At 64.2% G+C, this 26,562-nt stretch carries 20 protein-coding genes; 12 read left to right on the forward strand and 8 right to left on the reverse strand.

All coding sequences use genetic code 11. The annotated features are described in order from the left end of the window. Positions 1 to 5 precede the first annotated feature (5 nt). Entirely contained in the window at positions 6 to 1,397 is a 1,392-nt protein-coding gene (tcuA, locus tag ASG57_RS10385) for an FAD-dependent tricarballylate dehydrogenase TcuA (RefSeq protein WP_057196190.1), read from the forward strand. Further along, on the forward strand, positions 1,384 to 2,484 hold the full coding sequence (gene tcuB, locus ASG57_RS10390; RefSeq protein WP_057196191.1) for a tricarballylate utilization 4Fe-4S protein TcuB: 1,101 nt from the start codon (positions 1,384 to 1,386) through the stop codon (positions 2,482 to 2,484). Before tcuA ends, tcuB begins: the two co-directional genes overlap by 14 nt. 22 nt (positions 2,485 to 2,506) lie before the next feature. On the opposite strand, the gene ASG57_RS10395 is transcribed toward tcuB, so the two are convergent. Continuing rightward, entirely contained in the window at positions 2,507 to 5,911 is a 3,405-nt protein-coding gene (locus ASG57_RS10395) for an acyl-[ACP]--phospholipid O-acyltransferase (protein WP_057196192.1), read from the reverse strand. A gap of 661 nt (positions 5,912 to 6,572) precedes the next feature. Here ASG57_RS10395 and ASG57_RS10405 point away from each other — a divergent pair. Continuing rightward, positions 6,573 to 7,193 (forward strand): TetR/AcrR family transcriptional regulator, encoded by a 621-nt coding sequence (locus tag ASG57_RS10405; RefSeq protein WP_082528909.1) that lies wholly within the window; start codon positions 6,573 to 6,575, stop codon positions 7,191 to 7,193. Between the two features lie 11 nt (positions 7,194 to 7,204). Here ASG57_RS10405 and ASG57_RS10410 read toward each other — a convergent pair whose 3' ends face one another. The 3 genes from ASG57_RS10410 to ASG57_RS10420 form a co-directional block, all read right to left on the reverse strand. Further along, on the reverse strand, positions 7,205 to 8,509 hold the full coding sequence (locus tag ASG57_RS10410) for a sensor domain-containing diguanylate cyclase (protein ID WP_057196228.1): 1,305 nt from the start codon (positions 8,507 to 8,509) through the stop codon (positions 7,205 to 7,207). 241 nt (positions 8,510 to 8,750) lie between these two features. Then, positions 8,751 to 10,055 carry a nicotinate phosphoribosyltransferase gene (gene pncB / locus ASG57_RS10415; protein WP_057196193.1) on the reverse strand — a complete coding sequence of 435 codons (1,305 nt, stop codon included), beginning with the start codon at positions 10,053 to 10,055 and terminating at the stop codon, positions 8,751 to 8,753. A 79-nt stretch (positions 10,056 to 10,134) separates the two neighbouring features. Beyond that, positions 10,135 to 11,064 carry a LysR family transcriptional regulator gene (locus ASG57_RS10420; RefSeq protein WP_024341615.1) on the reverse strand — a complete coding sequence of 310 codons (930 nt, stop codon included), beginning with the start codon at positions 11,062 to 11,064 and terminating at the stop codon, positions 10,135 to 10,137. A gap of 91 nt (positions 11,065 to 11,155) precedes the next feature. Here ASG57_RS10420 and pcaH point away from each other — a divergent pair, with 91 nt between their 5' ends. Beyond that, entirely contained in the window at positions 11,156 to 11,947 is a 792-nt protein-coding gene (gene pcaH / locus ASG57_RS10425) for a protocatechuate 3,4-dioxygenase subunit beta (RefSeq protein ID WP_057196194.1), read from the forward strand. 3 nt (positions 11,948 to 11,950) lie between these two features. After that, on the forward strand, positions 11,951 to 12,577 hold the full coding sequence (gene pcaG / locus ASG57_RS10430; RefSeq protein ID WP_057196195.1) for a protocatechuate 3,4-dioxygenase subunit alpha: 627 nt from the start codon (positions 11,951 to 11,953) through the stop codon (positions 12,575 to 12,577). Between the two features lie 4 nt (positions 12,578 to 12,581). Here pcaG and ASG57_RS10435 read toward each other — a convergent pair whose 3' ends face one another. Further along, on the reverse strand, positions 12,582 to 13,487 hold the full coding sequence (locus ASG57_RS10435) for a helix-turn-helix domain-containing protein (RefSeq protein WP_057196196.1): 906 nt from the start codon (positions 13,485 to 13,487) through the stop codon (positions 12,582 to 12,584). A gap of 50 nt (positions 13,488 to 13,537) precedes the next feature. On the opposite strand from ASG57_RS10435, the gene pobA reads away from it, so the two are divergent. Continuing rightward, on the forward strand, positions 13,538 to 14,710 hold the full coding sequence (gene pobA, locus ASG57_RS10440) for a 4-hydroxybenzoate 3-monooxygenase (RefSeq protein WP_057196197.1): 1,173 nt from the start codon (positions 13,538 to 13,540) through the stop codon (positions 14,708 to 14,710). A gap of 42 nt (positions 14,711 to 14,752) precedes the next feature. Here pobA and ASG57_RS10445 read toward each other — a convergent pair whose 3' ends face one another. The 3 genes from ASG57_RS10445 to ASG57_RS10455 form a co-directional block, all read right to left on the reverse strand. Then, a complete protein-coding gene (locus ASG57_RS10445) occupies positions 14,753 to 16,903 on the reverse strand; it encodes an adenylate/guanylate cyclase domain-containing protein (protein WP_057196198.1) in 2,151 nt (716 codons plus the stop codon). A gap of 18 nt (positions 16,904 to 16,921) precedes the next feature. Continuing rightward, positions 16,922 to 17,590 (reverse strand): hypothetical protein, encoded by a 669-nt coding sequence (locus ASG57_RS10450; RefSeq protein WP_024341609.1) that lies wholly within the window; start codon positions 17,588 to 17,590, stop codon positions 16,922 to 16,924. A gap of 184 nt (positions 17,591 to 17,774) precedes the next feature. Further along, entirely contained in the window at positions 17,775 to 18,908 is a 1,134-nt protein-coding gene (locus ASG57_RS10455) for an HD domain-containing phosphohydrolase (RefSeq protein WP_057196199.1), read from the reverse strand. A 258-nt stretch (positions 18,909 to 19,166) separates the two neighbouring features. Between ASG57_RS10455 and ASG57_RS10460 the strand changes: the two genes are divergently transcribed. The 6 genes from ASG57_RS10460 (at position 19,167) to ASG57_RS10485 (ending at position 26,541) form a co-directional block, all read left to right on the forward strand. Beyond that, on the forward strand, positions 19,167 to 19,490 hold the full coding sequence (locus tag ASG57_RS10460) for an STAS domain-containing protein (protein WP_024341607.1): 324 nt from the start codon (positions 19,167 to 19,169) through the stop codon (positions 19,488 to 19,490). After that, positions 19,490 to 19,855 (forward strand): response regulator, encoded by a 366-nt coding sequence (locus ASG57_RS10465; protein ID WP_024341606.1) that lies wholly within the window; start codon positions 19,490 to 19,492, stop codon positions 19,853 to 19,855. Before ASG57_RS10460 ends, ASG57_RS10465 begins: the two co-directional genes overlap by 1 nt. Then, positions 19,852 to 21,957 (forward strand): chemotaxis protein CheA, encoded by a 2,106-nt coding sequence (locus ASG57_RS10470; protein ID WP_057196200.1) that lies wholly within the window; start codon positions 19,852 to 19,854, stop codon positions 21,955 to 21,957. Before ASG57_RS10465 ends, ASG57_RS10470 begins: the two co-directional genes overlap by 4 nt. After that, complete coding sequence (locus ASG57_RS10475; protein WP_024341604.1) at positions 21,954 to 22,418, forward strand: chemotaxis protein CheW; 465 nt, start codon at positions 21,954 to 21,956, stop codon at positions 22,416 to 22,418. Before ASG57_RS10470 ends, ASG57_RS10475 begins: the two co-directional genes overlap by 4 nt. Before the next feature lie 40 nt (positions 22,419 to 22,458). Further along, a complete protein-coding gene (locus ASG57_RS10480; protein WP_057196201.1) occupies positions 22,459 to 24,543 on the forward strand; it encodes a HAMP domain-containing methyl-accepting chemotaxis protein in 2,085 nt (694 codons plus the stop codon). Positions 24,544 to 24,621: 78 nt separating this feature from the next. Beyond that, entirely contained in the window at positions 24,622 to 26,541 is a 1,920-nt protein-coding gene (locus ASG57_RS10485) for a HAMP domain-containing methyl-accepting chemotaxis protein (RefSeq protein WP_057196202.1), read from the forward strand. Positions 26,542 to 26,562 lie beyond the last annotated feature (21 nt).

Below are 26,562 nucleotides of genomic sequence, written 5' to 3' on the forward strand. Positions count from 1 at the left end.
ACGGTATGGGCAGCAAATACGACGTGCTGGTGATCGGTGGCGGCAATGCGGCGCTGTGCGCGGCGATCAGCGCCAGGCGCGGCGGCGCCTCGGTGCTCGTGCTGGAAGGCGCGCCGAAGTTCTATCGCGGCGGCAACACCCGCCACACCCGCAACATGCGCTGCGCCCATGATGCCGCGACCGAAATCCTGACCGGCCCCTACACCGAGGACGAGTTCTGGGAGGACCTGCTGCGCGTCACCGGCGGGCAGACCGACGAGATGCTGGCGCGCCACATGATCCGCGAGTCCAAGGACATCCTGAACTGGATCGTGGAGCAGGGCGTGCGCTGGCAGCCCTCGCTGGGCGGCACGCTGAGCCTCGGCCGCACCAACTCCTTCTTTCTCGGCGGTGGCCGCGCGATGCTGAATGCGCTCTATCTCACGGCGGAGCGGCTCGGCGTCGACGTCGCATACGACGCCGAGGTCACCGACCTCGAGATTGAGGACGGCATGTTCCTCGCGGCGCGCCTCAAGCGGCCGATCAACGGGCAGACCGAGATCCGCGCCACCGCGCTGGTTGCCGCAGCCGGCGGCTTCGAAGCCAACATCGAATGGCTCAAGCAATATTGGGGCGAGGCCGCTGACAACTTCCTCATTCGCGGCACGCCCTATAATCGCGGGTCGATCCTGAAGATTCTGCTCGACAAGGGCGTGCAGGAGGTCGGCGATCCCACCCAGTGCCACGCGGTCGCGATCGACGCCCGCGCGCCGAAATTCGACGGCGGCATCATCACGCGCCACGACTCGGTGGTGTTCGGCATCGTCGTCAACAAGCACGCGCAGCGCTTCTACGACGAGGGCGAGGACATCTGGCCGAAGCGCTATGCGATCTGGGGCCGACTGGTTGCGGCGCAGCCCGACCAGATCGCCTATATCATCTTCGACTCCACCGTCGTCACCAGCTTCATGCCGACGTTGTTTCCGCCGATCGCCGGGCAGACGGTTGCCGAACTGGCCGGCAAGCTCGAACTCGATCCGGCCGCGCTGGAAAAGACCATCACCGAGTTCAACGCCGCAGTGCGGCCCGGCACGTTCGACCACACGATTCTGGATGACTGCGTGACCGAGGGCATCACGCCACCCAAGACACACTGGGCGCGCAAGATCGAGACAGCGCCCTATCTCGCCTATCCGGTAAGGCCGGGCATCACCTTCACCTATCTCGGGACGCGCGTGAACAAGGAGGCGCGGATGCTGATGAAGGACGGCAAGCCGTCCGCCAACATGTTCGCGGCCGGCGAGATCATGGCCGGCAACGTGCTGGGCAAGGGCTATGCGGCCGGAATGGGCATGACCATCGGCAGCGTGTTCGGGCGGATCGCGGGACGGGAAGCGGCAAAACATGCACGGAACTAGGATCTTGGACGAAGCCGACCGTCTGATGACGGTCTGCAATTCCTGCCGCTATTGCGAGGGCCTGTGCGCGGTATTTCCGGCGATGGAAATGCGCCGCGCCTTCTCTGACGGCGACCTCAACTACCTTGCCAATCTCTGCCATGCCTGCGGCGCCTGCTACGTCGACTGCCAGTTCTCGCCGCCGCACGAGTTCAACGTCAATGTCCCGAAGACGCTGGCTGTCGCGCGCGCGGAATCCTATGCGGCCTATGCCTGGCCTCAGGCGCTCTCCGGCGCGTTCGCGCGCAACGGCCTCGTCATCAGCATTGTCGCAGCGCTCAGCATGGCGGCCTTCATCCTCGGCTTCGCCGCCTTGAATGACCGGAGCGTTCTGTTTGGTGTGCACACCGGCCCTGGCGCCTTCTACAAGTTGATGCCGCACAATATGATGGCCGGACTGTTCGGTGCTGCCTTTCTCTATGCCGTTTTTGCGCTTTTTATGAGCGTGCGCGCCTTCTGGCGTGACATCGGCCCGCCCATTGACGGCCGCGTCGACGGGGGCTCGATCTTCCAGGCGATCCGCGATGCCGGCGAGCTGCGCTATCTCCATGGCGGCGGTGTCGGTTGCTACAACGAGGACGACAAGCCCACCGACCGGCGGAAAAGCTATCATCATCTGACCTTCTACGGCTTCCTGCTGTGCTTTGCCGCGACGTCGGTGGCGACGCTGTATCACTATCTGCTCGGCCGCGAGGCGCCGTATCCGTGGTGGGACCTGCCCGTGGTGCTGGGCACGCTGGGCGGCATCGGCCTCATCGTTGGGCCGATCGGTCTGTTCATGGCCAAGATGCGGCGCGATCCCGCGCTGCTCGACGAGACCCGCTACGGCATGGATGTCGGCTTCATTGCCATGCTGTTCCTGACCGGCGTCACCGGAATGCTGCTGCTCGTCCTGCGCGAGACAGGCGCGATGGGGCCATTGCTCGCGCTGCATCTCGGCGCCGTGTTCGCATTGTTCATCACCATGCCCTACGGCAAGTTCGTGCACGGCATCTACCGCTTCGTCGCACTGGTGCGCTACGCGCAGGAGCGGCGGACCGCGGCGTGACCGACGGAACCGGTCGCCGCCCCTATGCCACCTCCCGGTCCGGCGCGGACGCCTGCTCACGTGCCATCGTCGTGGCCGTGACATAGTCGGTCTTGCCGGTGCCGAGCAACGGCACCTTGTCGACCACCATGATTGTCGCAGGCACGGTGAGCTCGGATGCGCCGATCGTCTTGGCCCGAGCCAGCATCGCGCTGCGCTCGGCGTTTTTTTCCGTCGTCAGCAGCACGATGCGCTCTCCCTTGCGTGCGTCGGGGATCGACACGGCAACCGTAGCGGCGTGCGGCCACAGGGTCGCTCCGATGCTCTCGACCGCGGAGAGGGAGACCATTTCGCCCGCGATCTTGGCGAAGCGCTTGGCGCGGCCCTTGATGGTGATGAAGCCGGCAGCGTCGATCGAAACGATGTCGCCGGTGTCGTGCCAGCCTTCGGGAAGTACTTCGATCACGCCGGGATTCTCGGCCCTGAGATAACCGAGCATCACATTCGGCCCGCGCACCGAGAGGCGTCCGCCATCATCGATGCCGCGGACCGGGTCGAGTCGGCTTTCCATCAGAGGCGACAGGCGGCCGACGGTGCCGGGCCGGTTGGCCATCGGCGTGTTCATGGCGAGAACGGGCGCGGTCTCCGTGACGCCATAGCCTTCGAGGATACGAATGCCGTACCGCTCCATGAACACCTGGCGCGTGCGATCCTTGACTGCCTCGGCACCGGCGATCACGAGGCGCAAGGTGCGGAAGTCGTAAGGGTGCGCCGAGCGGGCGTAGCCGGTGAGGAACGTGTCGGTGCCGAACAGGATGGTCGCGCCGGTCTGGTAGATCAACTCGGGTACGATCCGGTAGTGCAGCGGCGAGGGGTACATGTAGATCGGAATGCCCGCCAGCATCGGCATCATCATTCCCCCGGTCAGCCCAAACGAGTGGAACACCGGCAGCACGTTGAACACTTTGTCGTTGGCGTTGGCGTCGACCCGCGCCAGCGCCTGCGCCGCATTGGCGAGGATGTTGCGGTGGGACAGCACCACGCCCTTCGGCGTGCCTTCGGAGCCCGAGGTGAACAGCACGACGGCGGGATCGTTGGCCTGGCGGGCGACACGCGGCGTCGTGCCGGCGAGCAGGCCCTTGATCTTGTCGGCGACGCCTATCGTGTCGCGGACGTCCTCGAGATAGACCACGCGCGCCTCCGCGGAGATCGCGGTCATCAGCTTGTCGAGCTTGCCCTTCTCGATGAAGGCCTTCGAGGTCAGCACGGTCCTGACCTGCGCGGCCTTCATGGCGGCGAGCACGTTGACCGGGCCGGCGGAGAAGTTGAGCATCGCCGGCACACGGCCGATGTTCTGCAGCGCCATGAACACTACGGCAACGCCCGCCGAGTTCGGCAGCAGCACGCCGACATTCTCGCCGACGGCGGTGCCGCTCTCGAGCTTGCGGCTCAGGACCTGCGCGCCGAGAATCAGCTTGCGATAGGTTAGCCTGGCGCCGAGCGCGTCCTCGATGATGACCTTGCCGGTGTCGCGGTCGCGATGGGCATGTCCGAGCGCTTCGAACAGCGTGTGATCGAGCATGGCGTTCTTCACGAGGGCATCGATCATGACGTCCTGCAGTGCGGCGCCGGCGGCATTGCGGCGTGCCTTGCCCTTCAGCGTTTCATCGACCGGGAGCTTGACCGGCGGCAGGATGGTGACGGTCACACGCGGAAACCAGGACCGCTTGATCTGGCTGCTGTTGAGATAGCTGAGATAAGAGCGTTGCGCGCCTTCGATGCGGACCGGCACAACCACGGCATCGGCCTTGTCCGCGATCATCGCGGTGCCGTCATACACCTTCATCAACGATCCCGAGACGGTGATGCGTCCTTCCGGGAAGATGACGACTGGCTCGCCCGCGGCGACGAGCTTGATCAGGTCGCGCGCGGCCAGCGGCTTGCTCGGATCCATGGTGTAGTGCCTGACCGCGCGTAGGAACGGCTTGGCCCACCAGGCTTTGGCGATACCAGTATCGACCGCGAAGCTCGCGTCGATCGGCAGCACGGCATGCAGCAGCGGGCCGTCGATCAGGCTGACATGGTTCGGCGCGATCAGCATGCGCGTGCCCGGAGGCGGCAGGTTTTCTAGTCCGCGCACCTCCGTACGGAACAGGGCGCGGAACAGAAGCCCGCCGGCATCGCGCACGCCTTCCTTGCCCCACTTCGTGAGCACGAACCACACCGCGCCGAAGCTGGCGACGCCGAGGCCGAAAAAGATCCAGCCGACATGGAGCCCGGCCGCCTGCAACAGCGCGACGAACAGCGAGCCGACCACCATGAAGGCGGCCTGCAGCACGTTGCCGGCGGCGATGATGCGGGCGCGTTCGGAAGGTTGCGACCAGGCCTGGACTGCGGCAAAGGACGGCACAACGAAGAGGCCGCCGCCGAATGCGAAGGCAACGAAGTCGACCAGCATACGCAGGCCGCCGAACGAGGTCGCAAAGCCGAGCGCAGTGATCTCGTGCCCCTTGGCAGCGACACCGATGGCCCAGGCGAGATCGAGCCCCGCAAATCCCATGATGATGGCGCCGATCGGCACCAGCGCGAGATTGGGACGTACGTGGCTCAGGCTTGCGGCAAACAGCGAGCCGATGGCGATGCCGATCGCGAAGATGGCAAGGCACAGCGTCACCACGCCCTCGGTGCCACCGACGACGTCCTTGACCAGCGCCGGCAGCAGCGACAGCACGATCGCACCGACCAGCCAGAACCAGGAGACGATCACGGTGCCGTCCCACAGGCGATGGTCGGCGTAGAGCGTCCTGAGCAGGCTCATCGTCGAGGTCCATGGATTGGCATCGACGGGGAGATCGGGCGCGGAGGGCGTCGTCTGCGGAATGCGGGCGGCAAACGCCCATGACAGCAGCGCCAGCGCGACCACGGCGGAGGCGACCCAGCCCATATGTGCGGAGCCGGCCACGAACTGGCCGCCGGCGACGGTGCCGAGCAGGATGGCCATGAAGGTCGCGCCTTCGACCAGCGCGTTGCCAGTCGCGAGCTCGCCGAGCTCGAGCTGGTCCGGCAGCATGGCATATTTCACCGGCCCGAACAGGGCGGCGATGGTGCCGAACAGCGCGAGCGCTGCGAACAGCAGCGGCACCGAATGCAGGAAGAAGCCGGCAGCGGCAAAGCACGCGGCGAAGATCTCGACGAATTTCAGCCGCCTTGCGACGACGGATTTGACGTATTTGTCGGCAAGCTGGCCGCCGAGCCCGGACAGGATGAAATAGGGGAAGATGAAGACGGCGCCTGCGACCGTCACCAGCGCATCGCCGTGGCTCGTCGCCGCGCTGTAAAGCAGGATGATGACGAGCGCGTTCTTGAGCACATTGTCATTGAGCGCCGAAAAGAATTGCGCCCAGAACAGCGGCGCGAAACGGCGTGACGACATCAATTCCCTGATCATGACTAGTCCTGTTCTTGGAAAGGCGGCTTGAGGTTGTTCAATCGTCGGGAGGCGTCACGACCGGAAGCGGACCGGATCAACCTTTGCCGGACACGAATGTCGCCGGCCTGGTCTGTTCCTCGTCCTCCGATCCTGTTGGTCGACAAGTGGTCTCGTTAGGTTCGCAATTATGTGCTGTGGCGGCTGCAGAAGATCGCATGATCGGGATATCGTGCCGCGATGAGAAAGCTAAACCGCGTCCGGTGAAGTCCGCCCGATCCGCCGCGACCGTCGGGACGTGGTGAGTGCCCCCTTGCACCGGGGCTGCGCATTCGAGCAGATCGGAATGTCCCGGCTGCGCGCCTCAGGTCAGATGGGCAAGGCGGCGGAAGGGCGAGAAGCGACCGAGCAGGCTAAACCGGCGCCGCTCTCGGCGGGCTCGGGCGCGGCTCGCCCGCCACATCCGGAAGGTCGCCCGACGCTGCTCGAGGACGCCGGCAACGTCGCAGGTATTGGCGACGCGGTTGATGGGCGCCGTCGCGGCGTTGAGGGCGGCGCGGCACAGACCGGTGACGAGAGCCTTGGCGTCGTCGACGAAGGTGACGGCGATATCAACAGCGAGGGTTTGCATTTTGCAGGTCTCCAGGTTAATTTGAACAATGTTCACGTGAGTAGCTCGAAAATGAACAATGTTCAAGACGAATCGCCACGCGATAAGAAAAAACTTTGGCGGCGGCTCCAAATCGTGGAGATCGCCCGCGGCATCATCTCAGCTAAGGGACTGAGATCATTGAAGGTTCGGGACGTCGCGGAGGCCGCCGGCTGCTCGGTCGGCAGCGTCTATAACGAGTTCGGAGACTTCGATGGGGTTATCCTGACCGTCAATCGGGAGACGGTTCAGGCGCTCACGGCGCAGCTCCGGGGCGTTCCTGCCGAAGATCCCGTTCGCCAGCTCTATGGCTTGGCCGCGACCTATCTCGATTTCTTTGCCGAGCACGCCAATCTGCTGCGCTCGCTGTTCGAGCATCGGATGGAGGACGACCGTCCCTACCCGGACGATATTCTTCAGATGGTGATGGATGCCTTCGCGTTGATGCATCCACCCCTGGTGCGGCTATTGCCGGATGCCGATGACGTGAAGATCGCGTTGCTGTCGCGCACGCTGTTTTCCGCCGTGCATGGCATCATCTCGCTCGGCCTCGAGGAGCGCATGGTGGCCGTGCCGCCGCAGATGCTGCGCCAGCAGATCGAACAGTTTGTCGACACTCATCTCACGGGCCTCGGGATTCTGCCCCGGAGCTGACAACGAGCTACTTAAGCGCGCGCCGGCTCGCGGAGCCGTGCCGCAACAACGACCACATCAGGTCTCCCGCCCTCGACCTGAACGCTGTTGCGTCCCTTTTCCTTGGCGCGGTAGCAGGCGGCATCCGCGCGCCGCATCGCATCTTCGAGCGTGGTGTTGCGGTCGGTGATGCAGGCGACGCCGATGCTGGCGGTCACGGAAAAGCAGCGGTCGCCCCAGGCGAAATTGAACATCTCGAGCGATCTGCGCAGACGCTCGGCGATATCGACAGCCTCGTAGGGCGGGCAGCGCGGCAGGATCAGGCAGAATTCGTCACCGCCGAGCCTAGCCACAAGATCATGTGCATGCCGGTCCTGCTGCAGGAGGCGCGAGACCTCGCAGAGCAGGCGGTCGCCGGCAAGGTGGCCACAGTTGTCGTTGACACTCTTGAACTGGTCGAGGTCGAGCAGGATGAGGCCGAACGCACCCGCCGCGGCATCGTCCAGCTCGCTTTGCAGGCGGGCCTCGAAGGCGCGGCGGTTGAACAGACCGGTCAGCCCATCGTGCGACGCCTGCCAGGCCAGGCGCTCTTTCTCGGCATGCAAGGCGTGTTCGAACGCCTGCCGTTGCAGCACCAAACGCCGCGTATGCCAGATCAGAAGCAGGATCAGCGTCGCTGCGGTCAGGAAGTTGATGCAGGTCAGCGTCAACTTGATCGCGCGGGAGCCCTCGCCGAGGACGGTGGAGAACCGCTTTGCATGCACCGTGAATTGGCTGTTGAGCTCCGAGAGCCGCGACGCAAGAAACTGCAGGCGATCGTCTGCAATGGGGCCGTTTTCCAGTTCGGACCGGATGAGCTCGCCGAACACGCTGAGCTCCAGCAGCATGGGATCAGTGGCGGCCCATTCGCTGATCGCTTCCTGGAGGAAGCTGACACGGTTGAAGTAGCGAAACAGCCAGATCAGTCCTGGTACGTCATCGGGATGGTTGCCGCCCTGCAGGAAGCCGATGCGGGCGGCCTCGACGTCGACGGGATCGCGCTCGAGCGCCCAGCGCGCGAACTCGTCGCCGATGGGAACGGCAAGCGAGGCTTGATACTGCGCGAACAGGCTGGCCTCGCCCGAGTGCAGATAGCGGTTGAGGAAATAGACGGCGTTCTTTTGCGAACGCGACCATAGCGCTTCGCCCGCCACATAGGCGCGGACCGACGACATCACCTCGAGACTGAATCCCGCGATCGCCGCCTGGAGCACGACGACCATCACGAAAGGCGAGACGAGCTTGATGACGTGAAGGAAGCTGTGTCGCTCCGCTGACGTCGCTGTTCTGCGAAACACCTTATTCCCCAAGCCGATCAACGATCGCAGCGAAGCGTTGCGCCTGCAACACGAAGTAGACGAGATGGTTGCTTAACTCGATCTGAAAGGTGCGGAAGACTCCGTCAGAGGGTGAAGCCGTCGTGAAGCAGGCGCAAGCAAATCGCTTCAAATGCGGGTGAACTGGGACTGCTGGGGGTGACGATCCGATACCGCGCATCCCCTGTGCGCGGCTGCCTCGATCGAGAGAATTGGTGGGGTGCTACACCATCACCGGCTTGCGCACGCGACCCGCGTCGCCGAACACGCGCAGGTAACGCTCGATCTCCGATGGAAGGCCGGTCGCCTTCTCCGGATTGTCGGAGAGCTTGACGGCCGGATGGCCATCGACCGACGAGACCTTGCAGACCAGCGAGATCGGATCGAGGTTGAACGAGCCATCCGGCGTGCAGCCGACGAAGTCGTTGGTGAGGTTGGTGCCCCAGCCGAAGGAGAGCCGCACGCGGCCGGCGAAGTGGTGATAGGTCTCCTCGATCGAGCCGACGTCCATCGCGTCGGAAAAGACCAGCAGCTTGTCCTTGGGGTTGCGGCCCTTCCTCTGCCACCAGGCGATGATCTCTTCGCCTGCCTGGATCGGCGGCGCGCTGTCGGGACGGAAGCCGGTCCAGTCGGCAACCCATTCCGGCGCATCGCGCAGGAAGGCTTTGGTGCCGAAGGCGTCGGGCAGTGCGATCAGGAGATTGCCGCCATAGGTCTGGCGCCACTGGTCGAGGATGCGGTAGGGCGCCCAGCGCAGTTCCTCGTCGTCCCTGGCGAGCGCGGCAGCGACCATCGGCAGTTCGTGCGCGTTGGTGCCGATGGCTTCGAGATCGTTGTCCATCGCGAGCAGCACGTTGGATGTGCCGATGAAGGACGGACCCAGGCCTTCCTTCACCGCCTCGACGCACCAGCGCTGCCAGAGAAAGCCGTGACGGCGGCGCGTGCCGAAGTCGGAGAGCCGCAAATTCTCGAGCTTGCGCAGCCGTTCCACCTTGGTCCACAGCTTGGCCTTGGCGCGGGCATAGAGCACGTCGAGTTCGAAGCGGCCGCGGCCCTTCATTGCCGCGCGCGAGCGCAGCTCGTTGATGATCGCAAGCGCCGGAATCTCCCACATCGTGGTGTGGGTCCAGGGACCGTGGAAATGCAGCTCGTACTGGCCCTCGACCTTGCGCAGCTCGTACTCGGGCAGGCGGAACTCCGCCAGCCAGCGGATGAAGTCCGCCGAGAACATGTGGGTCTTGCCGTAGAAGGTGTTACCGGCCAGCCAGATCAGCTCTTTCTTGGTGAAGCGGATGGTGCGGGCGTGATCGAGCTGAGCGCGCAGCTCACCCTCGTCGATGATCTCGGCGAGACGTACATGGCGCGAGCGGTTGATGACCGAAAAGGTCACCTGCTGATCCGGGTAGTCTTCCCGAATCATTTGTAACATCAATAGCTTGTAGAAGTCGGTATCAAGCAGGCTGCGGATGATGGGATCCAGCCGCCAGCTGTGATTGTAGGTCCGGCTCGCAATGTCGGTCACTGTCATGAAGGGATTTTAGCGCGGGGGCCGTCCCGCAACCAGTGGGTTTGCGGAGGGGCGGTCTTGTCGAACGCGGCACCGGCTATCACGGCTTGGCGGCCGTCGCCGCGACGGCCTCCAGCTGGCTCCTGATCCATCGGTGGGCCGGGTCCTTCTGATAACGCTGGTGCCAGACCATGAACATCGGCAGCTCGGCCAGGGTCCGCGTGCGAGACGCCAGCGGGATCGGCGCTTGCGCAAACCCGCGCATCACGCCGGCTGCGAGCAGGCTCGGCATGCTCGCAAGCATCTGCGACCCCCGCAGGAAGGACGGTACGCCGGAGAAGCTCGGCACCGAGATCGCGATATCGCGATGAAGCCCGTTTGCTGCCAGCCGGCGGTCGAAATCGAGCCGTTCGTTGTCGGTATAGACCACCGTGACGTGACGTGCCGCGAGATAGGCGCTGCGGCTGGCCGGTGCCGAACGGGCCTTTGCATCGTAGTAGCACACGTAATGATCCCTCAGCAGCCGCTTCTGCACGATGTCGACGCCGGACGGCGGCAGCGGAGTGATCAGCAGATCGCAGCGGTTCTCGCGCAGCATCGCAGGTGAAGGCGATTGCGAGGGGATCACGCGCAGGTTCAGGCTCCTCACTTGCGCGGCGACGTGGTCGAAGAAGCGCGGCAGCAGCAGGTCGCGCTGGAAATCATTGGCGGCGATCGTCAGCGACAGCTGGGCCTGCGCCGGCGCGAAGCTGACGCCGCCGGCAAAGCTGCGCATCTCGTCGATCAGCGCGCGCGCCTTCGTCGCGAGGGCCTGGGCATGCGCCGTGGCGACGATGCCGCGGCCGGATTTAGCGAACAGCGGATCGCCGGCAATCCGCCGCAGCTTGTTCAACCCGTGGCTGACCGCCGACTGCGTCAGCCCCAGACGTGTCGCGGCTGCCGTCACCGATCCCTCCTCCAGCACGGCGAGGAATAGCTCGAGGGCATGTCCGTCGAGGGCCAAATGATCGATTTCCTTCATGTGATTCATTATAATTCATCTATTTACCTTGAGAATAGAGGGTCCCATCATCTCCCGATAACCACGCCCGCCTCCGGGCTCCCAGGGAGAGACAACGTCGATGAACGCCCAGGCGCCAGCAGCCTTGCGGGATCCCCGCCTCAACAGCCCCGAGCCTTTTACGCCCCCGCTCGGCGATGGCGGCTTCTTCCAGCGCGATCGTTCCATCCATCCGCCGGCGCATGCGCCCGGTTACAAATCCTCGGTGCTGCGCTCGCCGCGCCAGTCGCTGCTGTCGCTGGAAAACTCGGTTTCGGAGATCACCGGGCCGGTGTTCGGGCACAATGATCTCGGCCCGCTCGACAACGATCTGATCCGCAACTACGCCAAGGACGGCGACCCCATCGGCGAGCGGATCATCGTGCATGGCCGCGTGCTGGACGAAACCGGCCGCGGGGTGCCGAACACGCTGGTCGAGTTCTGGCAGGCCAATGCCGGCGGCCGCTACCGGCACAAAAAGGACACCTATCTGGCGCCGATCGATCCGAATTTCGGGGGCTGCGGACGCGCGCTCACTGACGAAACCGGCTACTATTATTTCCGCACCGTGAAGCCGGGGCCCTATCCCTGGCGCAACTATGTCAACAGCTGGCGCCCGGCCCATATCCACTTCTCGGTGTTCGGCTCCGGCTTCGCGCAACGGCTGATCACGCAGATGTACTTCGAAGGTGACCCCCTGATTCCAATCTGCCCGATTCTGACGACGATCCCGGACAAGGATGCGCTCGGCCGCCTGGTGGCGCCGCTCGACCTCAACGCCTCCAGCCCGTTCGATTCGCTCGCCTACCGCTTCGACATTGTGCTGCGCGGCCAGCGCTCCACCTATTTCGAAAATCGCACCGCGGGGAACTGAGCCATGCCGCAGCCGCTCAATTATCTCAAGGAAACAGCCTCGCAGACCGCCGGGCCCTACGTCCATATCGGCCTGATCCCGGCCATGGCCGGCTTCGACATCTTCGAGAGGAATTTCTCCAATGTGCTGGTGACGCCCAACAGCAAGGGCGAGCGCATCACGCTGGAGGGCAAGGTGCTCGACGGCACCGGCACGCCGCTGCGCGACGTTCTGCTCGAGATATGGCAGGCCAATGCGGCCGGTCGCTACAACCATCCGGCGGACCGTTCGGCGGGCGCACTCGATGAGGGCTTTCGCGGCTGGGGCCGCGCCGGGTCCGACTTCGACAGCGGCCTCGTCACCTTCGAGACCATCAAGCCCGGCGCGATCACCGACAAGGCGGGCCGCAAATGCGCACCGCATATCAATGTCTGGATCGTCGCGCGCGGCATCAACATCGGCCTCAACACGCGGCTCTACTTCTCGGATGAAGAGGCCGCCAACGCCGCCGACCCCGTGCTCAACCTGATCGAACAGCCGGTGCGCCGCAAGACCTTGATCGCAACGCGCAGCGAGCGCGCCGGCAAGGTCGTGTACGCCTTCACGATCAATTTGCAGGGGCCGGAGGAGACGGTGTTCTTCGACGTGTGAAGCCTCACGCCTCTTCGCCATGGAGCTGCGCGCGGAAGGCGCGCGGCGATAGGCCCGTGGCTGCGGCATAGACCCGGCTGAAATAGGCGGGGTCCTCGAAGCCGAGCGCGTAGGCGATCGTCGAGATCGGCAGGTTGGTGTAGACGAGGTTGCGCCGCGCCTCGCGGATCAGCCGGTTGAGGATCAAATGCGAGGCGGTATCGCCGGTCGCCCTTCGCGTGATCCGGTTGAGATGCGTCGACGTCACCGACAGCGCCTTGGCATAGTCGGCGACGCTCCAGCGCTCCAGATGATGCTGCTCCAGCAGCGCCTCGAAGCGGCGGAACAGGCTGGATTCGGCAGTGCCGTTGCCGCCGCTCTCCCCTGAGAGCGCGCGCGCCACGAGCCCGATCATGGCCGAGGACAAGGCGCGGAGCACATGGGCACGGCCGAAATCGCGCGCGGCGTGCTCGGCGAAGATCTGCTTCATCGTGGCGCGGATCTGCGGCGTGCCGCGCACCACGGCGGATCGTGACAATGCGCCGCGCAAGCCCTCGGCCGCGAGCAGCGCCTCATCCAGGATCTCGGCGGCGATGGTCAACACCCAGCCCTGAGTGTCCGGTACGAAACGGAAGCCGTGAACGTGGCCGACAGGTACGTTGACGATTTGCATCGGCCTCAAGGGCACCACGCGCCCGTCGAGCGTCGCTTCGCCGCCGCCGCGCTCGATCAGCAAGACCTGGTGCAGCCGGGCATGACGATGCACGGCCAGCGTCCAGTCGTGCAGCACCGAACGGGATGCGATGGTCTCGCAGTGCACGACGTCGGGCAGGTCGCCGGACTCGCCGAACAAATTGTACACCCGGATCGCCGGGGCAGGGGCTGTGCTTCTCATGTTCGAATAGTACAAGACAAAGGCGAAACCCTCCATCCGTCTGCAGCGCAAAGTCTGCAAAAAAGTGCCGACGGGAGGACGCAATAATGAAAGTTCAGGTCTGTATCATCGGCGGCGGGCCGTCCGGGTTGCTGCTGTCCCAGCTGCTGCATCTCAAGGGCATCGACACGATCGTGCTGGAGAAATACAGCCGCGATCACGTGCTCGCCCGCATCCGCGCCGGCGTGCTCGAGCACGGCTTTGCCAAGCTGATGCGCGAGGCGCGGTGCGGCGAGCGGATGGACCGCGAGGGGGAGATCCACCGCGGGTTCGAGATCGCCCATGACGGCGTGCTCTCCAAGATCGATCTGCACAAGCACTCAGGCGGCAATTCGGTGCTGGTCTATGGCCAGACCGAGCTGACGCGCGACCTGTACGAGGCGCGCGACCGGCTCGGCGGCAAGGTCGTGCACAATGCCGAGGACGTAACGCCGCATCATCTGACATCGGATCGTCCCTACGTCACCTACCGCTCGAACGGCGAAACGATCCGCATCGATTGCGACTACATCGTCGGCGCAGACGGCTTTCACGGTGTCAGCCGCAAGTCGATCCCGAAGGACGTGCTGCGCGAATACGAGAAGGTCTATCCGTTCGGCTGGCTGGGGGTGCTGTCGCGAACCAAGCCGGTATCGCCCGAGCTGATCTATGTGAAGCACGAGCGCGGCTTTGCGCTGTGCTCCCTGCGCTCGCAGGTGCTCAGCCGCTACTACATCCAGGTGCCACTGACGGACAAGGTGGAGGATTGGAGCGACGATGCGTTCTGGGCCGAGCTGAAGCGCCGCCTGCCGGAGGAGGTCGCCGGCCGCCTGATTACGGGACCCTCGATCGAGAAGAGCATCGCGCCTTTGCGCAGCTTCGTCGCCGAGCCGATGAGTTATGGCCGCCTGTTCCTTGCAGGCGATGCCGCGCACATCGTGCCGCCGACCGGGGCCCGCGGGCTGAACAGCGCCGCTTCCGACATCTACTATCTCTACCACGCCTTGCTCGCGCATTATCAGGGCGGCGACGATTCCGGTCTCAAAGGCTACTCCGCCAAGGCGCTCGCGCGGATCTGGAAAGCGCAACGCTTCTCCTGGTGGATGACGATGCTGCTGCACAGCTTTCCCGACCGGCTCGACTACGAGGATCGGCTCCAGCAGACGGAGCTGGACTATCTGCTCTCGTCCGAGACGGCGCAGCGCCTGCTTGCGGAGAATTACGTGGGGCTGCCGTTCTAGGCGGTCGCCCCGCGTACCCTCCAAGGGAGGGCAAGGGGGCGGCTACTTTCCTTCCAGCGTATTGACCGGCGTCCAGTCCGGCGGCGGCGGCGTCTCGGCTAGCGCCTTCGCTCGCTTGGCGAACATTGCCGAGGCTGGATCGGACTCCGCCAGCCGCTCGAACGTATTCACCGCCTTCGCAAACTCTCTGGCTCGCCAGCAGGCAAGACCTTCCGCATACGCGGCAGCTGCCTTCGTCTGCTCGGTGCTCTCCGCACCGCTCTCCGCCAGCGGCTCGAACACCCTGATTGCTTCGCCGCGTCCCTGAACCCTGATCGCGTCGAGCTCGCGCCAGGCGAAGGTGTCGCCGGTCTGCGCCTTGGTGCTCTCAGAGGCCATGATGGCTGTGCCGTAATATTTGTTGGCCCCCTCCAGCCGCGAGGCGACGTTCACGGTATCGCTCATCACGGTGTAGTTGAAGCGGCGCCGCGAGCCGATATTGCCGACCACGGCCTCGCCGCTGTTCAGTCCGATGCGATGCGATATGTCGTGGCCGGCGAAGGCGGGATGGGCTGCGTTGAGCTCAGCCAGTTTCTCGTGGCATTTCAGCGCGGCGCGAACCGCGTTGCGCGCGTGCGCGGGATCGTCGGCCGGCGCGCCGAACATGGCGACGATGGAATCGCCGATGTACTTGTCGACGTAGCCGCCATGATTCTCGATGATGTCGGTCATGGCGGACAGATATTCGTTCATCAGCGTCACCAGCTCGCCCGGGGTCATGGTCTCGGCAATGGACGAGAAACCGCTGAGGTCGGAGAAGAACATGGTGACGTTGCGCATCTCGCCGCCGAGCGCCGGCATCTTGCCGGAGGCGACCATGGTCTCGATGACCTCGGGCGCGAGGTAGAGGGCAAAGCTCTTGCGCAGAAAACGCTCGTCGCGATCGGCCAGCACGAAGCGGTAGCCGATCATGATCGCGAGCGCGGCAAGGCCGGCCAGAGCCGGCTCGGCCAGCGGCAGCGCCAAGGCGTGCACGAAGGCGCTGACGGTGACGGCCCCGTAGACGAGCGTGAGGCCGAACCAGGCCATCAGTGCGGCGCCGGGCGCGAGCATGCAGGCTGCGATCGCGACGACGGCAGCGAATGCGATCGTGAGAAGGGACCGCCCGGGGAAGCCGAGCTCGGTCACGGCGTCCCGCTCGATCAGATTTCGGACCGCAGCGGCGTGAACGAACACGCCGGCCACGTCGCTGCGGGCCTTCTGCGCGGCGCCTGCAGGTGAGGGGATGGCACAGCGCGGCGCCGGGGTCCCGTCATATCCGCCGGAGAGACGCATCGAGGTGAGCTTGCGGTCCTCGAAGTTGAGGACGGTGCCGAGCAGAACGACCTTGCCCTCGAAGGCACGGCGAAAGAAGTCGTGGTCGCCTTTTTCGACGCAGGCTCGCAGATCGGCGAAGGAGTAGGTCGGAACGTCGCGGCTAAGGCTTCGAAAATTCAGCGTCAGCGTGTTCGGCACGACGCCCGGGATCGCATAGCCGGCCAGCTCGGCCTTACCGGATGGCGCCACCTCGACCTTCGCGCCGAGTGCGCGCGCGGCGAGTTCGACGGCCATCGCCGGCACCGGCTTGCCGTCGATGGAGAAGGTGAGCGGCATCCGCCGGATGACATCGTCCGCATCGGTGTGGACGTTGAGGGCGCGGATGTTGTTTCGCACCGCCACCCGTTGCGCCTGGTAGGGCCGCTCCGGGTGGTCGTTGCTCAGGACCTCGCCGAGCACGAGCTTGCCGCTGTCGGAGATTTGTCGGAGCGCGATCAGGTAGTCCCGATCGAATCCCCTCATGCGCGAGCCGAGCGGCCCGTCGCCAAACGGAATCTCGGACAGCTCGATCGAGCTTGGGAAGATGACGTCGTAGCCGATCACCTTGGCGCCGCCCTCACTGATGCTGCCGAGCACGCGCCCAATCTCACGTGTCCAGGTTTGCGTCGGCGATCCCTTGAAGGGTGGCGTCGCGTAAGTCTCCCCATCGATCGCCACTACGACGACCGGCGAGGCGGCGGGATCACGGCGGTCGCCAATGGTCTTGCCGCGCAGCGCCGTGAGGAGGTCGAGAGAGAGGCCTTGCAGCGCCTGAAGCGGCGGCGATGTGAAGACTGCGCCCGCGATGAGCGCAGTCAGGTATGCCGCAACGATGTCGCGCCTGCCGATCCGCCGCATCTCCCGTTGCTGGGCCGCCTATTCGAGCCGCAGCAGGCGGCCGACGATCGGCGTCGGCGAAGAGGTGGCGCTGGCATCGATCTGGAAGGCGTAGCGCTTGGCGCCGAGGATGGCGAGATAGCTTCCTCCTGGGGTCAGCGACTTCCCGGCTTTGGCAAAGTCGTAGAACTTGCCACGGACCATGGTTTCGCTCCTCAGCGGCACGGTGATCGTGGGTTCCTTGCCGTCGGTGCGCTCGATGACCAGCGTGCTCCCGCTCTTCGCCTGCACCAGCGGGGCGACGCCGTAGAGCGTCGGCAGCTTGGACGGGGGGCCCTTGGCGTCCGACCGCACGTTGCGGAAGGTCGTTGCGGCGCTCTGGTTCGCCTGGCGTTCCGACAGCTTTGCCGCATTGGTATCGCAGGGCACCTTCTCCCGCTTGACCTCGCCCAGCTGCACGGTGCTCTGCTCAGTGCCGACCAGAACAACGCCTTCGCTGATCGTCTCGCGCTCGCATGATTTGAGGTAGCTGAGCGTGATGCTGGCCTTGGGCCCGAGCTTGATGATCTTTCCCGCTGCCACATAGTCCATGAAGGCGATGCCGTCGACCTTTCCTTGGACGTCCTCGACGATCGCGGCAGGAGTCTCCGCCAGCGCGGGGGCCGCAAGGCAGAAGGCACCGAGGACGGCGCCGATCAGGCTTCTCATGGGAATTCTCATCCAATTCGACGATGCACTACCGGCCCGTCCCGGTTCGATGCTTACAGCAGGGTGCCCCAAGCAAGTGTGACCAGAATCACTCTTAGTTGTTGGTGCCACTTTAGCAGGAACAGGTTCAAACCGGCGACCAGAGAAAATGGAGCCGGGGCAAGAAGTTGGTCGGTTCGTCATGTCAGGCGGTCGGGGCTGCCTCGGCCGAATGATCCTCCACCGGGCGGCTCTCGGCCGCACTCTCTATATCAGGAACGAGAGGGGCCCCGCTTTTCTGAAGAGGCGTCTCACCGGCGGCGATCCCGACCACCTCGTCCCAGCGCGACAGGAACGCCTGGACGCAGGCCGGGTCGAACTGCTTGCCCTGATTCTCAATCAGGTAGTTGCGCGCCATCTCGATCGCCATCGGCTCCTTATATGGCCGCCGCGTCGTCAGGGCGTCGAAGACGTCCGCGACGGCGACCACGCGGGCGGCGACCGGGATGGCCTCCGCCTTGAGGCCGTTCGGATAGCCCGCGCCGTCCCAGCGCTCGTGATGGCTCGCGGCAATTTGCGCACCGAGCCGGATCAGCTCGCAGCTGGAATCGGCCAGTATTCGTTCGCCGATCGCGGCATGCGTCCGGATCACCGCCATCTCGTCCTCGGTGAGCCTGCCTGGCTTGAGCAGGATATTGTCGGGGATGGCGACCTTGCCGACGTCGTGCAGAGGCGCGGCGAGATAGATGTCGCGGCAAAGCCGGGCGGGCAGGCCGAGCTGTTCGGCGATCACGCGGCTGTAGCGCGCGACTCTCAGGGTGTGCTCGCCGGTATCATTGTCGCGGTATTCGACCGCGAGCGCGAGCCGCAGGATGATCTCCTCTTCGCGCTCGCCGAGCTTTCGCGTTGCTGCTGCGACTTCGCTGGCCAGGTGCGCGGCGCGGTCGTTGAGCTTGCGCACGGCTGCACCAAGCTGAATCAAATTCCGCAGGCGCACCGTCATTTCGAGGCTTTGTGGCTTCTTCGGCAGGAAATCGGTTGCACCGGCCTGCAGCGCTTCCATCTTGATGTCGTCGGTCTGGCGCGAGGTGACCATCGCGATCGGGATGTCGGCGCAGCCGGGAAGCCTGCGGAAGCTGCGAATGAAGCTGATGCCGTCCATATGCGGCATCTCGTAATCCACCAGCACCAGATCGAAGACGCGCCCCCGCGCGCAAGCCAGCGCCTCCACGGGATCGAGGAAGGCGGTGGCCTCGACCAGACCTTCTGCCTCGATATGACGTTTCAGGAAGTTGAGGACGGAGCGGCTGTCATCAACCAGCAGCGCTTGGGTCAGCATTGGTGGCGGGGGCTCTCTTCACTGCCAAAGACACGAGACCCAGCCATAACCCGGGCGAATTTAACGCGAAGCAAATGCGCGGAAACAGTGCCGGCGCGGAGGCGTCGCCTGAAATTTCGGCAGGTTGTGCCCGCGGCATGAAGTTGCGCGAAATCCCTGAGGATGTGACCCGTAGTTGTACGGACCGCCGCGTTAGGGTTTTGCTCACTCGATTCGCGTCAAACGTGTAGCGAAGTTTTAGCAAAGGCGAATGCAGCGATGTCGCTCAATTCCACGGAGCCAAAATGGTCGTTGCGGTTGCCCGCTGATTGCAGCATCGCCGCCATTCGCAGCGTCTATGACCTCATTCGCGAGGCGTTCGGCCGCCAGGAGCGGCTTGAGATCGACTGCTCGAACGTGGACAAGGCCGATGTGACCTCGATCCAGCTTCTGCTGTCGACCGCCAAGACCGGCGAGGCCCAGGGCCGCCCCGTGGTCCTGACCTCCTTCTCGCAATCTCTGCGCAACACCCTTCGCCGCGCCGGCTTTGCCAGCGAAGCGATGATCGATCAGCACTTCCCGCAAAAGAAAGATGGCACCTGATGGCCACGATTCTCACCGTCGACGATTCGCCCAGCATCCGGCAGATGATCAAGGTCGTGCTCGAGCCGGCCGGTCACAACGTGATCGAGGCCGGTGATGGCGCCCAAGGGCTGGCCAAGGCGCAAGCCGGCAAGCTGGACCTCGTGATCACCGACCTCAACATGCCGGTCATGAACGGGCTGGAGTTGATCCGCGCGCTGCGCAAGCTGCCGAACGCTGTCGGAATGCCCATCGTATTCCTGACCACCGAATCCAATGACACGGTGAAGCAGGAAGCCAAGAGCGCCGGCGCCACCGGCTGGATCACCAAGCCCTTCAAACCCGAGCAATTGCTGGCCGTGGTCGGCAAGCTGGTGCGCGCATGAGTGTGATGGATCCGACCGAGATCTTTCGTCAGGAAGCCAGCGAACTTTTCGAGGTTCTTGAAGGATCGCTGCTCGATCTCGGTCTACGTCCCGATGACCGCGAACTGGTCGATTCCGCCTTTCGTGCCCTGCATACGATCAAGGGCTCGGGCGCCATGTTCGGCTTCGAGAAGGTCGCCTCGTTCACCCACGAATTCGAGACCGCCTTCGATCGCGTTCGCAAGGGCGAGATCAAGCCGACGCAGGAGCTGATCTCGGTCGCGCTTGCCGCCAAGGACTATATCCGAGCGTTGATCGAGGATCCGCAGTCGACCGACGACATTATCGGCGAAGCCATCCTCGACGATCTCAAGCGCTTCGTCTCGGCCGACACGCCCGCCGTTCCGGTCGTCGAGATCGCCGGGGCGCCGCCGCTGGCGCCAGTGGAGAGCAAGCGGGCCGGCTGGCACCTTTATCTGGAATTCGAATCCCATATCCTGCGCAACGGCTCCAATCCGCTCGATCTGCTGGAAGATCTCTGCAAGCTCGGTCCCTGCTTCGTGGTGCCTGTCACCGACGGCGTCCCGTTTCTCGATGAGATGGAGCCAGAGGATTGCTATCTGAAATGGGACGTCAAGCTGCACGCGGCCTGCGACAAGGACGCGATCGACGACGTCTTCATGTTCGTTCAGGACGAGATGAGGCTGACGCTGTCGCCGCTGGAGCAGGTCGAAGCGCCCGCGCCGGCTCCGTTGCTCCAGCTTCTCGACGAAGAGCCCGCGCCGCCGGCCGAGACGGCCGCGGTGGTGGCGGAGGCGGCTCCCGCGCCCGTTGCCGAGCAGCCCGCAAAAGCAGAGCACAAGGCCGAAGCTGCAACCGAGCCGAAAGCCGAGATCAAGCGTGAAGCGCCGCCCGCCCGCCGTGAGGACGCCAAGCAGGAGCGGGGTATCGCCACGGTCCGCGTCCAGGCCGAGCGCCTCGACGAGCTGATGGACCGCGTCGGCGAGCTCGTGATCGCCCAGGCGCGATTGACCCAGCTCGCGGCCTCCGGCTCCGACCTCTCGATCAAGCTGATCGCTGAGGAAATCGAGCGTCTTGCTTCTTCTCTGCGCGACACCACGATGGGTGCGCGCATGGTGCCGATCGGCTCGCTGTTCGGCCGCTTCCGTCGCCTCGTGCACGATCTGTCGCGGGATCTCTCCAAGCCCGTCGAATTCGTCACCTCGGGCGAGGATACCGAGCTCGACAAGACCATGATCGAGTGCCTGGCTGATCCGCTGGTGCACCTCATCCGCAATGCCATCGACCACGGCATCGAAGACACCGCCACGCGCGCTGCCAACGGCAAGACCGAGCAGGGCCGCATCGAGCTCGCCGCCGTCCATTCCGGCGCGCAGGTGCTCGTCACCGTGAAGGACAATGGCGGTGGCCTCAACACGGCGCGCATCCGTGCGAAGGCGGAAGAGCAGGGATTGATCGCGGCCGGTGCCGTGCTCAGCGATCACGAGATCCACCAGTTCCTCTTCCACCCGGGCTTCTCGACCGCGCAGACGATCTCGGCGCTGTCGGGCCGCGGCGTGGGCATGGACGTAGTCAAACGCACCATCGAGAACATGCGCGGCTCTATCGACCTGTCGACCAGGCCGGGCCAGGGTACCACCGTGACGCTACGCCTGCCGCTGACGCTCGCGATCATCGAGGGTCTGTTGATCCGGGTCGGCGAAGGCCGCTACATCATTCCGCTCTCGGCGGTGGAGGAGTGCGTCGAGCTGACCGCGGAGGACGAGCGTTCGCGCGGCCGCAACTTCCTCAACGTGCGCGGCAATCTCGTGCCCTTCCTGCGTCTGCGCGAGATCATGTCCTCGTCGGGCGCACCCGACCGGCACCAGAAGACGATCATCATCTCCACAGGCGAAACCCGGGTCGGCCTAGTCGTCGACCAGATCATTGGCAATCACCAGACGGTGATCAAGTCGCTGTCCAAGCTGCATTCGGACGTCACGATCTTCTCGGGCGCGACGATCCTGGGCGACGGCACGGCGGCGCTGATCCTCGACGTTGCGCAGCTGGTCACGCTGGCGCAGTCCCAGGTCGAAAAACAGCACATCAGCGAGGCGGCATGATGAACGAGGGGGTGGCGGGCGAGCATCAGTCCGGCGCGATGCAGGTCGTGATGATCGGTCTCGGAGAGGAAAAGTTCGCGCTCGATGCGGGCCTCGTGCGCGAAATCATCGATCCCGTTCCCGTGACCAAGGTCGCGGGCGCGCGCGCATTCGTTCCAAGCGTGATCAACGTGCGCGGCAATGTCATTCCGCTCGCGGACTTGCGTATCCGCTTCGGGATGCCGCAGCTGGATGATTCTGCCGATACACGCATCGTTGTCATCGAGCTCGATCTCGACGGGGAGCCGGTTCTGGTTGGCGTAACCGCGGACAAGGTCTACGAGGTCACAGAGATCTCGCAAGCCGACGTGCAGCAGACACCGCGAGTCGGGATGCACTGGAAGCCGGAGTTCATTCGCTTCATCGCGAAGTGGCGTGAAGAGTTCGTCATCGTTCCGAACATGGAACGCATTCTGAATTGAAGTCGGTCTGTGAAAGACTGTGGGGGCTTGGGGGCTCGATATGCGGTTCACTATCAAGGCAAAGCTGGCGTGTGCGTTCGGCGTGATCATTCTGTTGTCAGGAGTCACGGGCGGACTGGCATATCTGAAGCTCGCGCAACAAGTCGAGGTTTCCGCGGATTTCGTCGTGCGCGCCGCGCGCATAGATAAGGCCGGAGAGCTGCAGAACAACGTACTCTATCAGACCAGGGCTGAGCGAGACATCATACTCGCGGCAAGCGATGCGGAGATGCTCAAGCTGGTCGACGAAATCAAGAAGCATCGCTCCGAGGCGACCCGGCTTCTCAGCGAGATCAAGGCCACGGCGTCGGATGCCGGCAAGCATATGCTGGACAAATTCTCGGCGGCCTACGACAAGATGAATGCCGGCGAGGACGCTATGCTCAGCCTGGCATTGAAGAACTCCAACTATCGGGGCGCCCAATTGTGGACCTCTGATGGAGCGCCGGTTCTGAAGCAGTGGAACGACGTTCTCGATGCCTCTCTTGCCGAATTGAATCGTTTGACGGCTTCGCCCGAGAAGAGCAACGCGCTTCTAGCTATCTATGCCATCAGGCTGGAAGGAGTGCGTCTACAACGGCAGGTCGCCCTGTCGTTCTCGGCGTCGAGCATGGAGGAGCTCAATGCCGCGATCAAGGCGATCGCGGACGAGCAAGAGGCACTCAAGGTCGCACTCAAGCAGGGCGCCGCTCCCATGTCCGCGGTCGGCTTGTCGTCGACGAACATTGTCAGCTACACGGATCGTCTCTTCAATGTCGTCTCCCGCGTGGTCGAGATCGTGAAAGAAGGCGGCAACATAAAGGCGTCGGCGATGGCCGCGGTCGAAGGAAGAGCAAATGCGGCCGAGGCAATCTCCACATCGGGCGAGTATATCAGCCTGGTGAAGAAGCAGATGGCGGAAATGTCGGCGGCATCCGCGCAGGAGGCAGGTCAGGCCAAGATTCTTCTGGTCAGCGTCATCGGATTGTCACTCCTGGTTGGTGCGACGTCCGCGATCATGATGGCCCTTAGCATCAGCCGTGGACTGTCCCGCGCGGTCAACCTTGCCGGAGCCGTCGCAAACGGCGATCTGAGCCAGACAATCTCGGTCAAGAGCAATGACGAAATCGGCGACCTCGTTCGTTCGCTGAATGCGATGGTTGAGAAGCTCCGACAAGTCGTGTCGGAGGCACTCACTGCTGCTCAGAACGTATCTGCCGGCAGTCAGGAGCTGTCCGCCAGCGCCGAGCAGCTGTCGCAGGGCGCTACGGAGCAGGCGTCCTCGGCAGAAGAAGCCTCGTCCTCCATGGAGGAAATGGCCTCCAACGTGAAGCAGAATGCCGATAATGCCAACCAGACCGAAAAGATTGCCGCACAGTCGGCGCGTGATGCCGAGTCCAGCGGTAGTGCCGTCGGCCGTGCCGTTCACGCGATGCAGACCATCGCCGAAAAGATCACGATCGTGCAGGAGATCGCGCGGCAGACCGACCTGCTTGCACTGAACGCGGCCGTGGAAGCGGCGCGAGCCGGCGAGCACGGCAAGGGTTTCGCGGTGGTCGCGTCCGAGGTACGCAAGCTCGCCGAGCGGAGCCAGGCGGCCGCCGCCGAGATCGGCACGTTGTCGACCGAGACGGTGAAGGTCGCGCAGGAAGCGGGTGAAATGCTGTCCAAGCTGGTGCCCGACATCAAGAAGACGGCGGAACTCGTTCAGGAGATCACCGCCGCGTGCCGCGAGCAGGATGTCGGCTCGGCCCAGATCAATCAGGCCATCCAGCAACTCGACAAGGTCGGCCAGCAGAATGCCAGTGCATCCGAGCAGGTCTCCTCGACTTCGGAGGAACTGGCCTCGCAGGCCGAGCAGTTGCAATCGACGATCTCCTTCTTCCGTATCGATGACGCCGCGCGCAATTCGAAGGCTGCTCCTCAGGAGGTCGACCGGGCCGTTGGTCAACTTCGCGCCAAGGCTGCGAAGATGGCGGCCGCTGATCGCCGCGGCAGGGCGCCCGTTGCCAAGCCGGCACGAGCGTTGAAGGTCGCCGGTGGCGGTGGTTTCGCTTTCGATATGGATGAGGTCGGCGACGATCGGGACGCCGAGTTTCAGCGATAGACGCTCCTCCGGGACGCGGGCAGTCGCGCTCGCGTTCCTTCCAAAATCAGACCAGGTCGAACTCAAGGGACTTGAAACATGAGATTCACCGTCAAGGCAAAGCTCGCCAGTGCTTTCGGCCTCGTCATCGTCCTGTCCATGATTGCCGGTGGCGTCGCCTACATGAAATTCGGTGATATGATGGCGACGGCCGACAGCATGGTCCTTCGCGCCAAGCGCATGGAAAAGGCCACCCAGATCGAGAGGGACATTCTGCTCCAGCTTCGGGCCGAGAAGAACGCCATCCTGGCGACCGGCGCCGATGTAGAACAGTTTGCCGCAGACGCCGCCAAGCGTCGTGAGCACGCGACGAAGACGCGGGACGAAGTGCACGCTCTGGCGAGCGAAGCCGGTAGAAAGCTGCTCGACAACTTCGCCGCAACCTACGCCAAGATGAACGCGTACCAGGACGAGACGATCCGGCTGGCAAGGACGGATAAGGCGAAGGCGACGGAGCGCTCGATGAACGAGGGCCGCAAGGTCGTCGCGGATGCGCTGGAGTCGATGAGCGCTTACGTCGAGAATACGAAGACACAGATGAGCGATCAGGCCGTCCACGCGCAAGAGGAGGGGCAGAAGGCACAGTTCATGCTGATGACGCTGATCGGCGTGTCGCTGGTGATCGCGATCGGGGCTGCTTTGTGGATTTCGATCTCGATCAGTCGTGCGCTTGGCGGCGCAGTGGGTCTTGCCAACGCGGTCGCGATGGGCGACCTCAGCCAGAATGTCGAGGTCAAGAGCAACGACGAGGTCGGCGATCTCATCAAGTCGCTGAACGCAATGACTGCGAACCTCAACGCGACGGCGGCGATCGCCAACGAGGTCGCGCAAGGCAATCTGGCCGTCGAAGCCAAGCGTCTGTCCGACAAGGACACTTTGGGACTTGCGCTCGAACGCATGATCGCGAGCCTGAATGCCAGTGCGGAGGTCGCCAACGAGATCGCGCGCGGCAATCTCACGGTCGAAGCCAAGCGGATTTCTGACAAGGACAAGCTCGGCGTCGCGCTGGAAACCATGGTGCAGAGGCTCCGGCAGATCGTGTCCGAAGCCTTGACCGCGGCTCAGAACGTCTCGGCCGGGAGCCAGGAGCTGTCCGCAAGTGCCGAACAGCTCTCGCAGGGAGCAACCGAGCAGGCCTCATCCGCCGAGGAAGCTTCGTCCTCGATGGAGGAGATGGCTTCGAACGTGAAGCAGAACGCGGACAATGCCAATCAGACCGAGCGGATCGCCGCACAATCGGCCAAGGACGCAGAGGCGAGCGGCGCGGCCGTCGGGCGGGCCGTTCAGGCGATGCAGACCATCGCGGAGAAGATCACCATCGTGCAGGAAATTGCGCGGCAAACCGACCTGCTCGCCCTCAACGCGGCGGTAGAGGCCGCTCGCGCCGGCGAGCACGGCAAGGGCTTCGCCGTGGTGGCCTCGGAGGTGCGCAAGCTCGCCGAACGCAGCCAGGCGGCAGCCGCCGAGATCGGCACTCTCTCGACTGAAAGCGTGAAGGTCGCCCAGGAAGCGGGCGGCATGTTGTCCAAACTCGTTCCCGACATCAAGAAGACGGCTGAACTGGTCCAGGAGATCACGGCCGCCTGCCGCGAGCAGGACGTCGGCGCGGCTCAGATCAACCAGGCGATCCAGCAGCTTGACAAGGTCGGCCAGCAGAATGCCAGCGCGTCCGAGCAGGTATCTTCAACGTCGGAGGAACTGGCGTCGCAGGCCGAGCAGCTGCAGTCGACGATCTCGTTCTTCCGAATCGAGGAAGGCGGGAAGGCCAAGGCTGCTCCGCAGGAGATCGAGCATGCCGTCGGTCGGCTTCGCGCCAAGGCGGCGAAGATGGCCGCAGCCGATGGCGGCGCCAGGAGGCCGGCTGTCAGGCCGGCTCGCGCCCTGAAGGTCGGCGGTGGCGGCTTTGCCTTTGAAATGGACGACGCCGACGACGACCGCGACGCGGAGTTTCAACGCTAAACGGTCCGAACGGGCCTCTCT

The sequence above is a fragment of the Bradyrhizobium sp. Leaf396 genome, assembly GCF_001424605.1.
In the GTDB taxonomy this organism is placed as follows: domain Bacteria; phylum Pseudomonadota; class Alphaproteobacteria; order Rhizobiales; family Xanthobacteraceae; genus Bradyrhizobium; species Bradyrhizobium japonicum_C.

Excerpts from the sequence above, each read along its gene's own strand:
- ASG57_RS10485 (WP_057196202.1), top strand. The coding sequence starts at position 24,622 with ATGAGATTCACCGTCAAGGCAAAGCTCGCCAGTGCTTTCGGCCTCGTC.
- ASG57_RS10445 (WP_057196198.1), bottom strand. The coding sequence starts at position 16,903 with ATGCGGCGGATCGGCAGGCGCGACATCGTTGCGGCATACCTGACTGCG.
- ASG57_RS10450 (WP_024341609.1), bottom strand. The coding sequence starts at position 17,590 with ATGAGAAGCCTGATCGGCGCCGTCCTCGGTGCCTTCTGCCTTGCGGCC.
- ASG57_RS10405 (WP_082528909.1), top strand. The coding sequence starts at position 6,573 with ATGAACAATGTTCAAGACGAATCGCCACGCGATAAGAAAAAACTTTGG.
- pcaG (WP_057196195.1), top strand. The coding sequence starts at position 11,951 with ATGCCGCAGCCGCTCAATTATCTCAAGGAAACAGCCTCGCAGACCGCC.
- ASG57_RS10480 (WP_057196201.1), top strand. The coding sequence starts at position 22,459 with ATGCGGTTCACTATCAAGGCAAAGCTGGCGTGTGCGTTCGGCGTGATC.
- ASG57_RS10395 (WP_057196192.1), bottom strand. The coding sequence starts at position 5,911 with ATGATCAGGGAATTGATGTCGTCACGCCGTTTCGCGCCGCTGTTCTGG.
- ASG57_RS10455 (WP_057196199.1), bottom strand. The coding sequence starts at position 18,908 with ATGCTGACCCAAGCGCTGCTGGTTGATGACAGCCGCTCCGTCCTCAAC.
- tcuA (WP_057196190.1), top strand. The coding sequence starts at position 6 with ATGGGCAGCAAATACGACGTGCTGGTGATCGGTGGCGGCAATGCGGCG.
- ASG57_RS10435 (WP_057196196.1), bottom strand. The coding sequence starts at position 13,487 with ATGGAGGGTTTCGCCTTTGTCTTGTACTATTCGAACATGAGAAGCACA.
- pobA (WP_057196197.1), top strand. The coding sequence starts at position 13,538 with ATGAAAGTTCAGGTCTGTATCATCGGCGGCGGGCCGTCCGGGTTGCTG.
- ASG57_RS10420 (WP_024341615.1), bottom strand. The coding sequence starts at position 11,064 with ATGAATCACATGAAGGAAATCGATCATTTGGCCCTCGACGGACATGCC.
- pncB (WP_057196193.1), bottom strand. The coding sequence starts at position 10,055 with ATGACAGTGACCGACATTGCGAGCCGGACCTACAATCACAGCTGGCGG.
- ASG57_RS10465 (WP_024341606.1), top strand. The coding sequence starts at position 19,490 with ATGGCCACGATTCTCACCGTCGACGATTCGCCCAGCATCCGGCAGATG.
- pcaH (WP_057196194.1), top strand. The coding sequence starts at position 11,156 with ATGAACGCCCAGGCGCCAGCAGCCTTGCGGGATCCCCGCCTCAACAGC.
- ASG57_RS10470 (WP_057196200.1), top strand. The coding sequence starts at position 19,852 with ATGAGTGTGATGGATCCGACCGAGATCTTTCGTCAGGAAGCCAGCGAA.
- ASG57_RS10460 (WP_024341607.1), top strand. The coding sequence starts at position 19,167 with ATGTCGCTCAATTCCACGGAGCCAAAATGGTCGTTGCGGTTGCCCGCT.
- ASG57_RS10475 (WP_024341604.1), top strand. The coding sequence starts at position 21,954 with ATGATGAACGAGGGGGTGGCGGGCGAGCATCAGTCCGGCGCGATGCAG.
- tcuB (WP_057196191.1), top strand. The coding sequence starts at position 1,384 with ATGCACGGAACTAGGATCTTGGACGAAGCCGACCGTCTGATGACGGTC.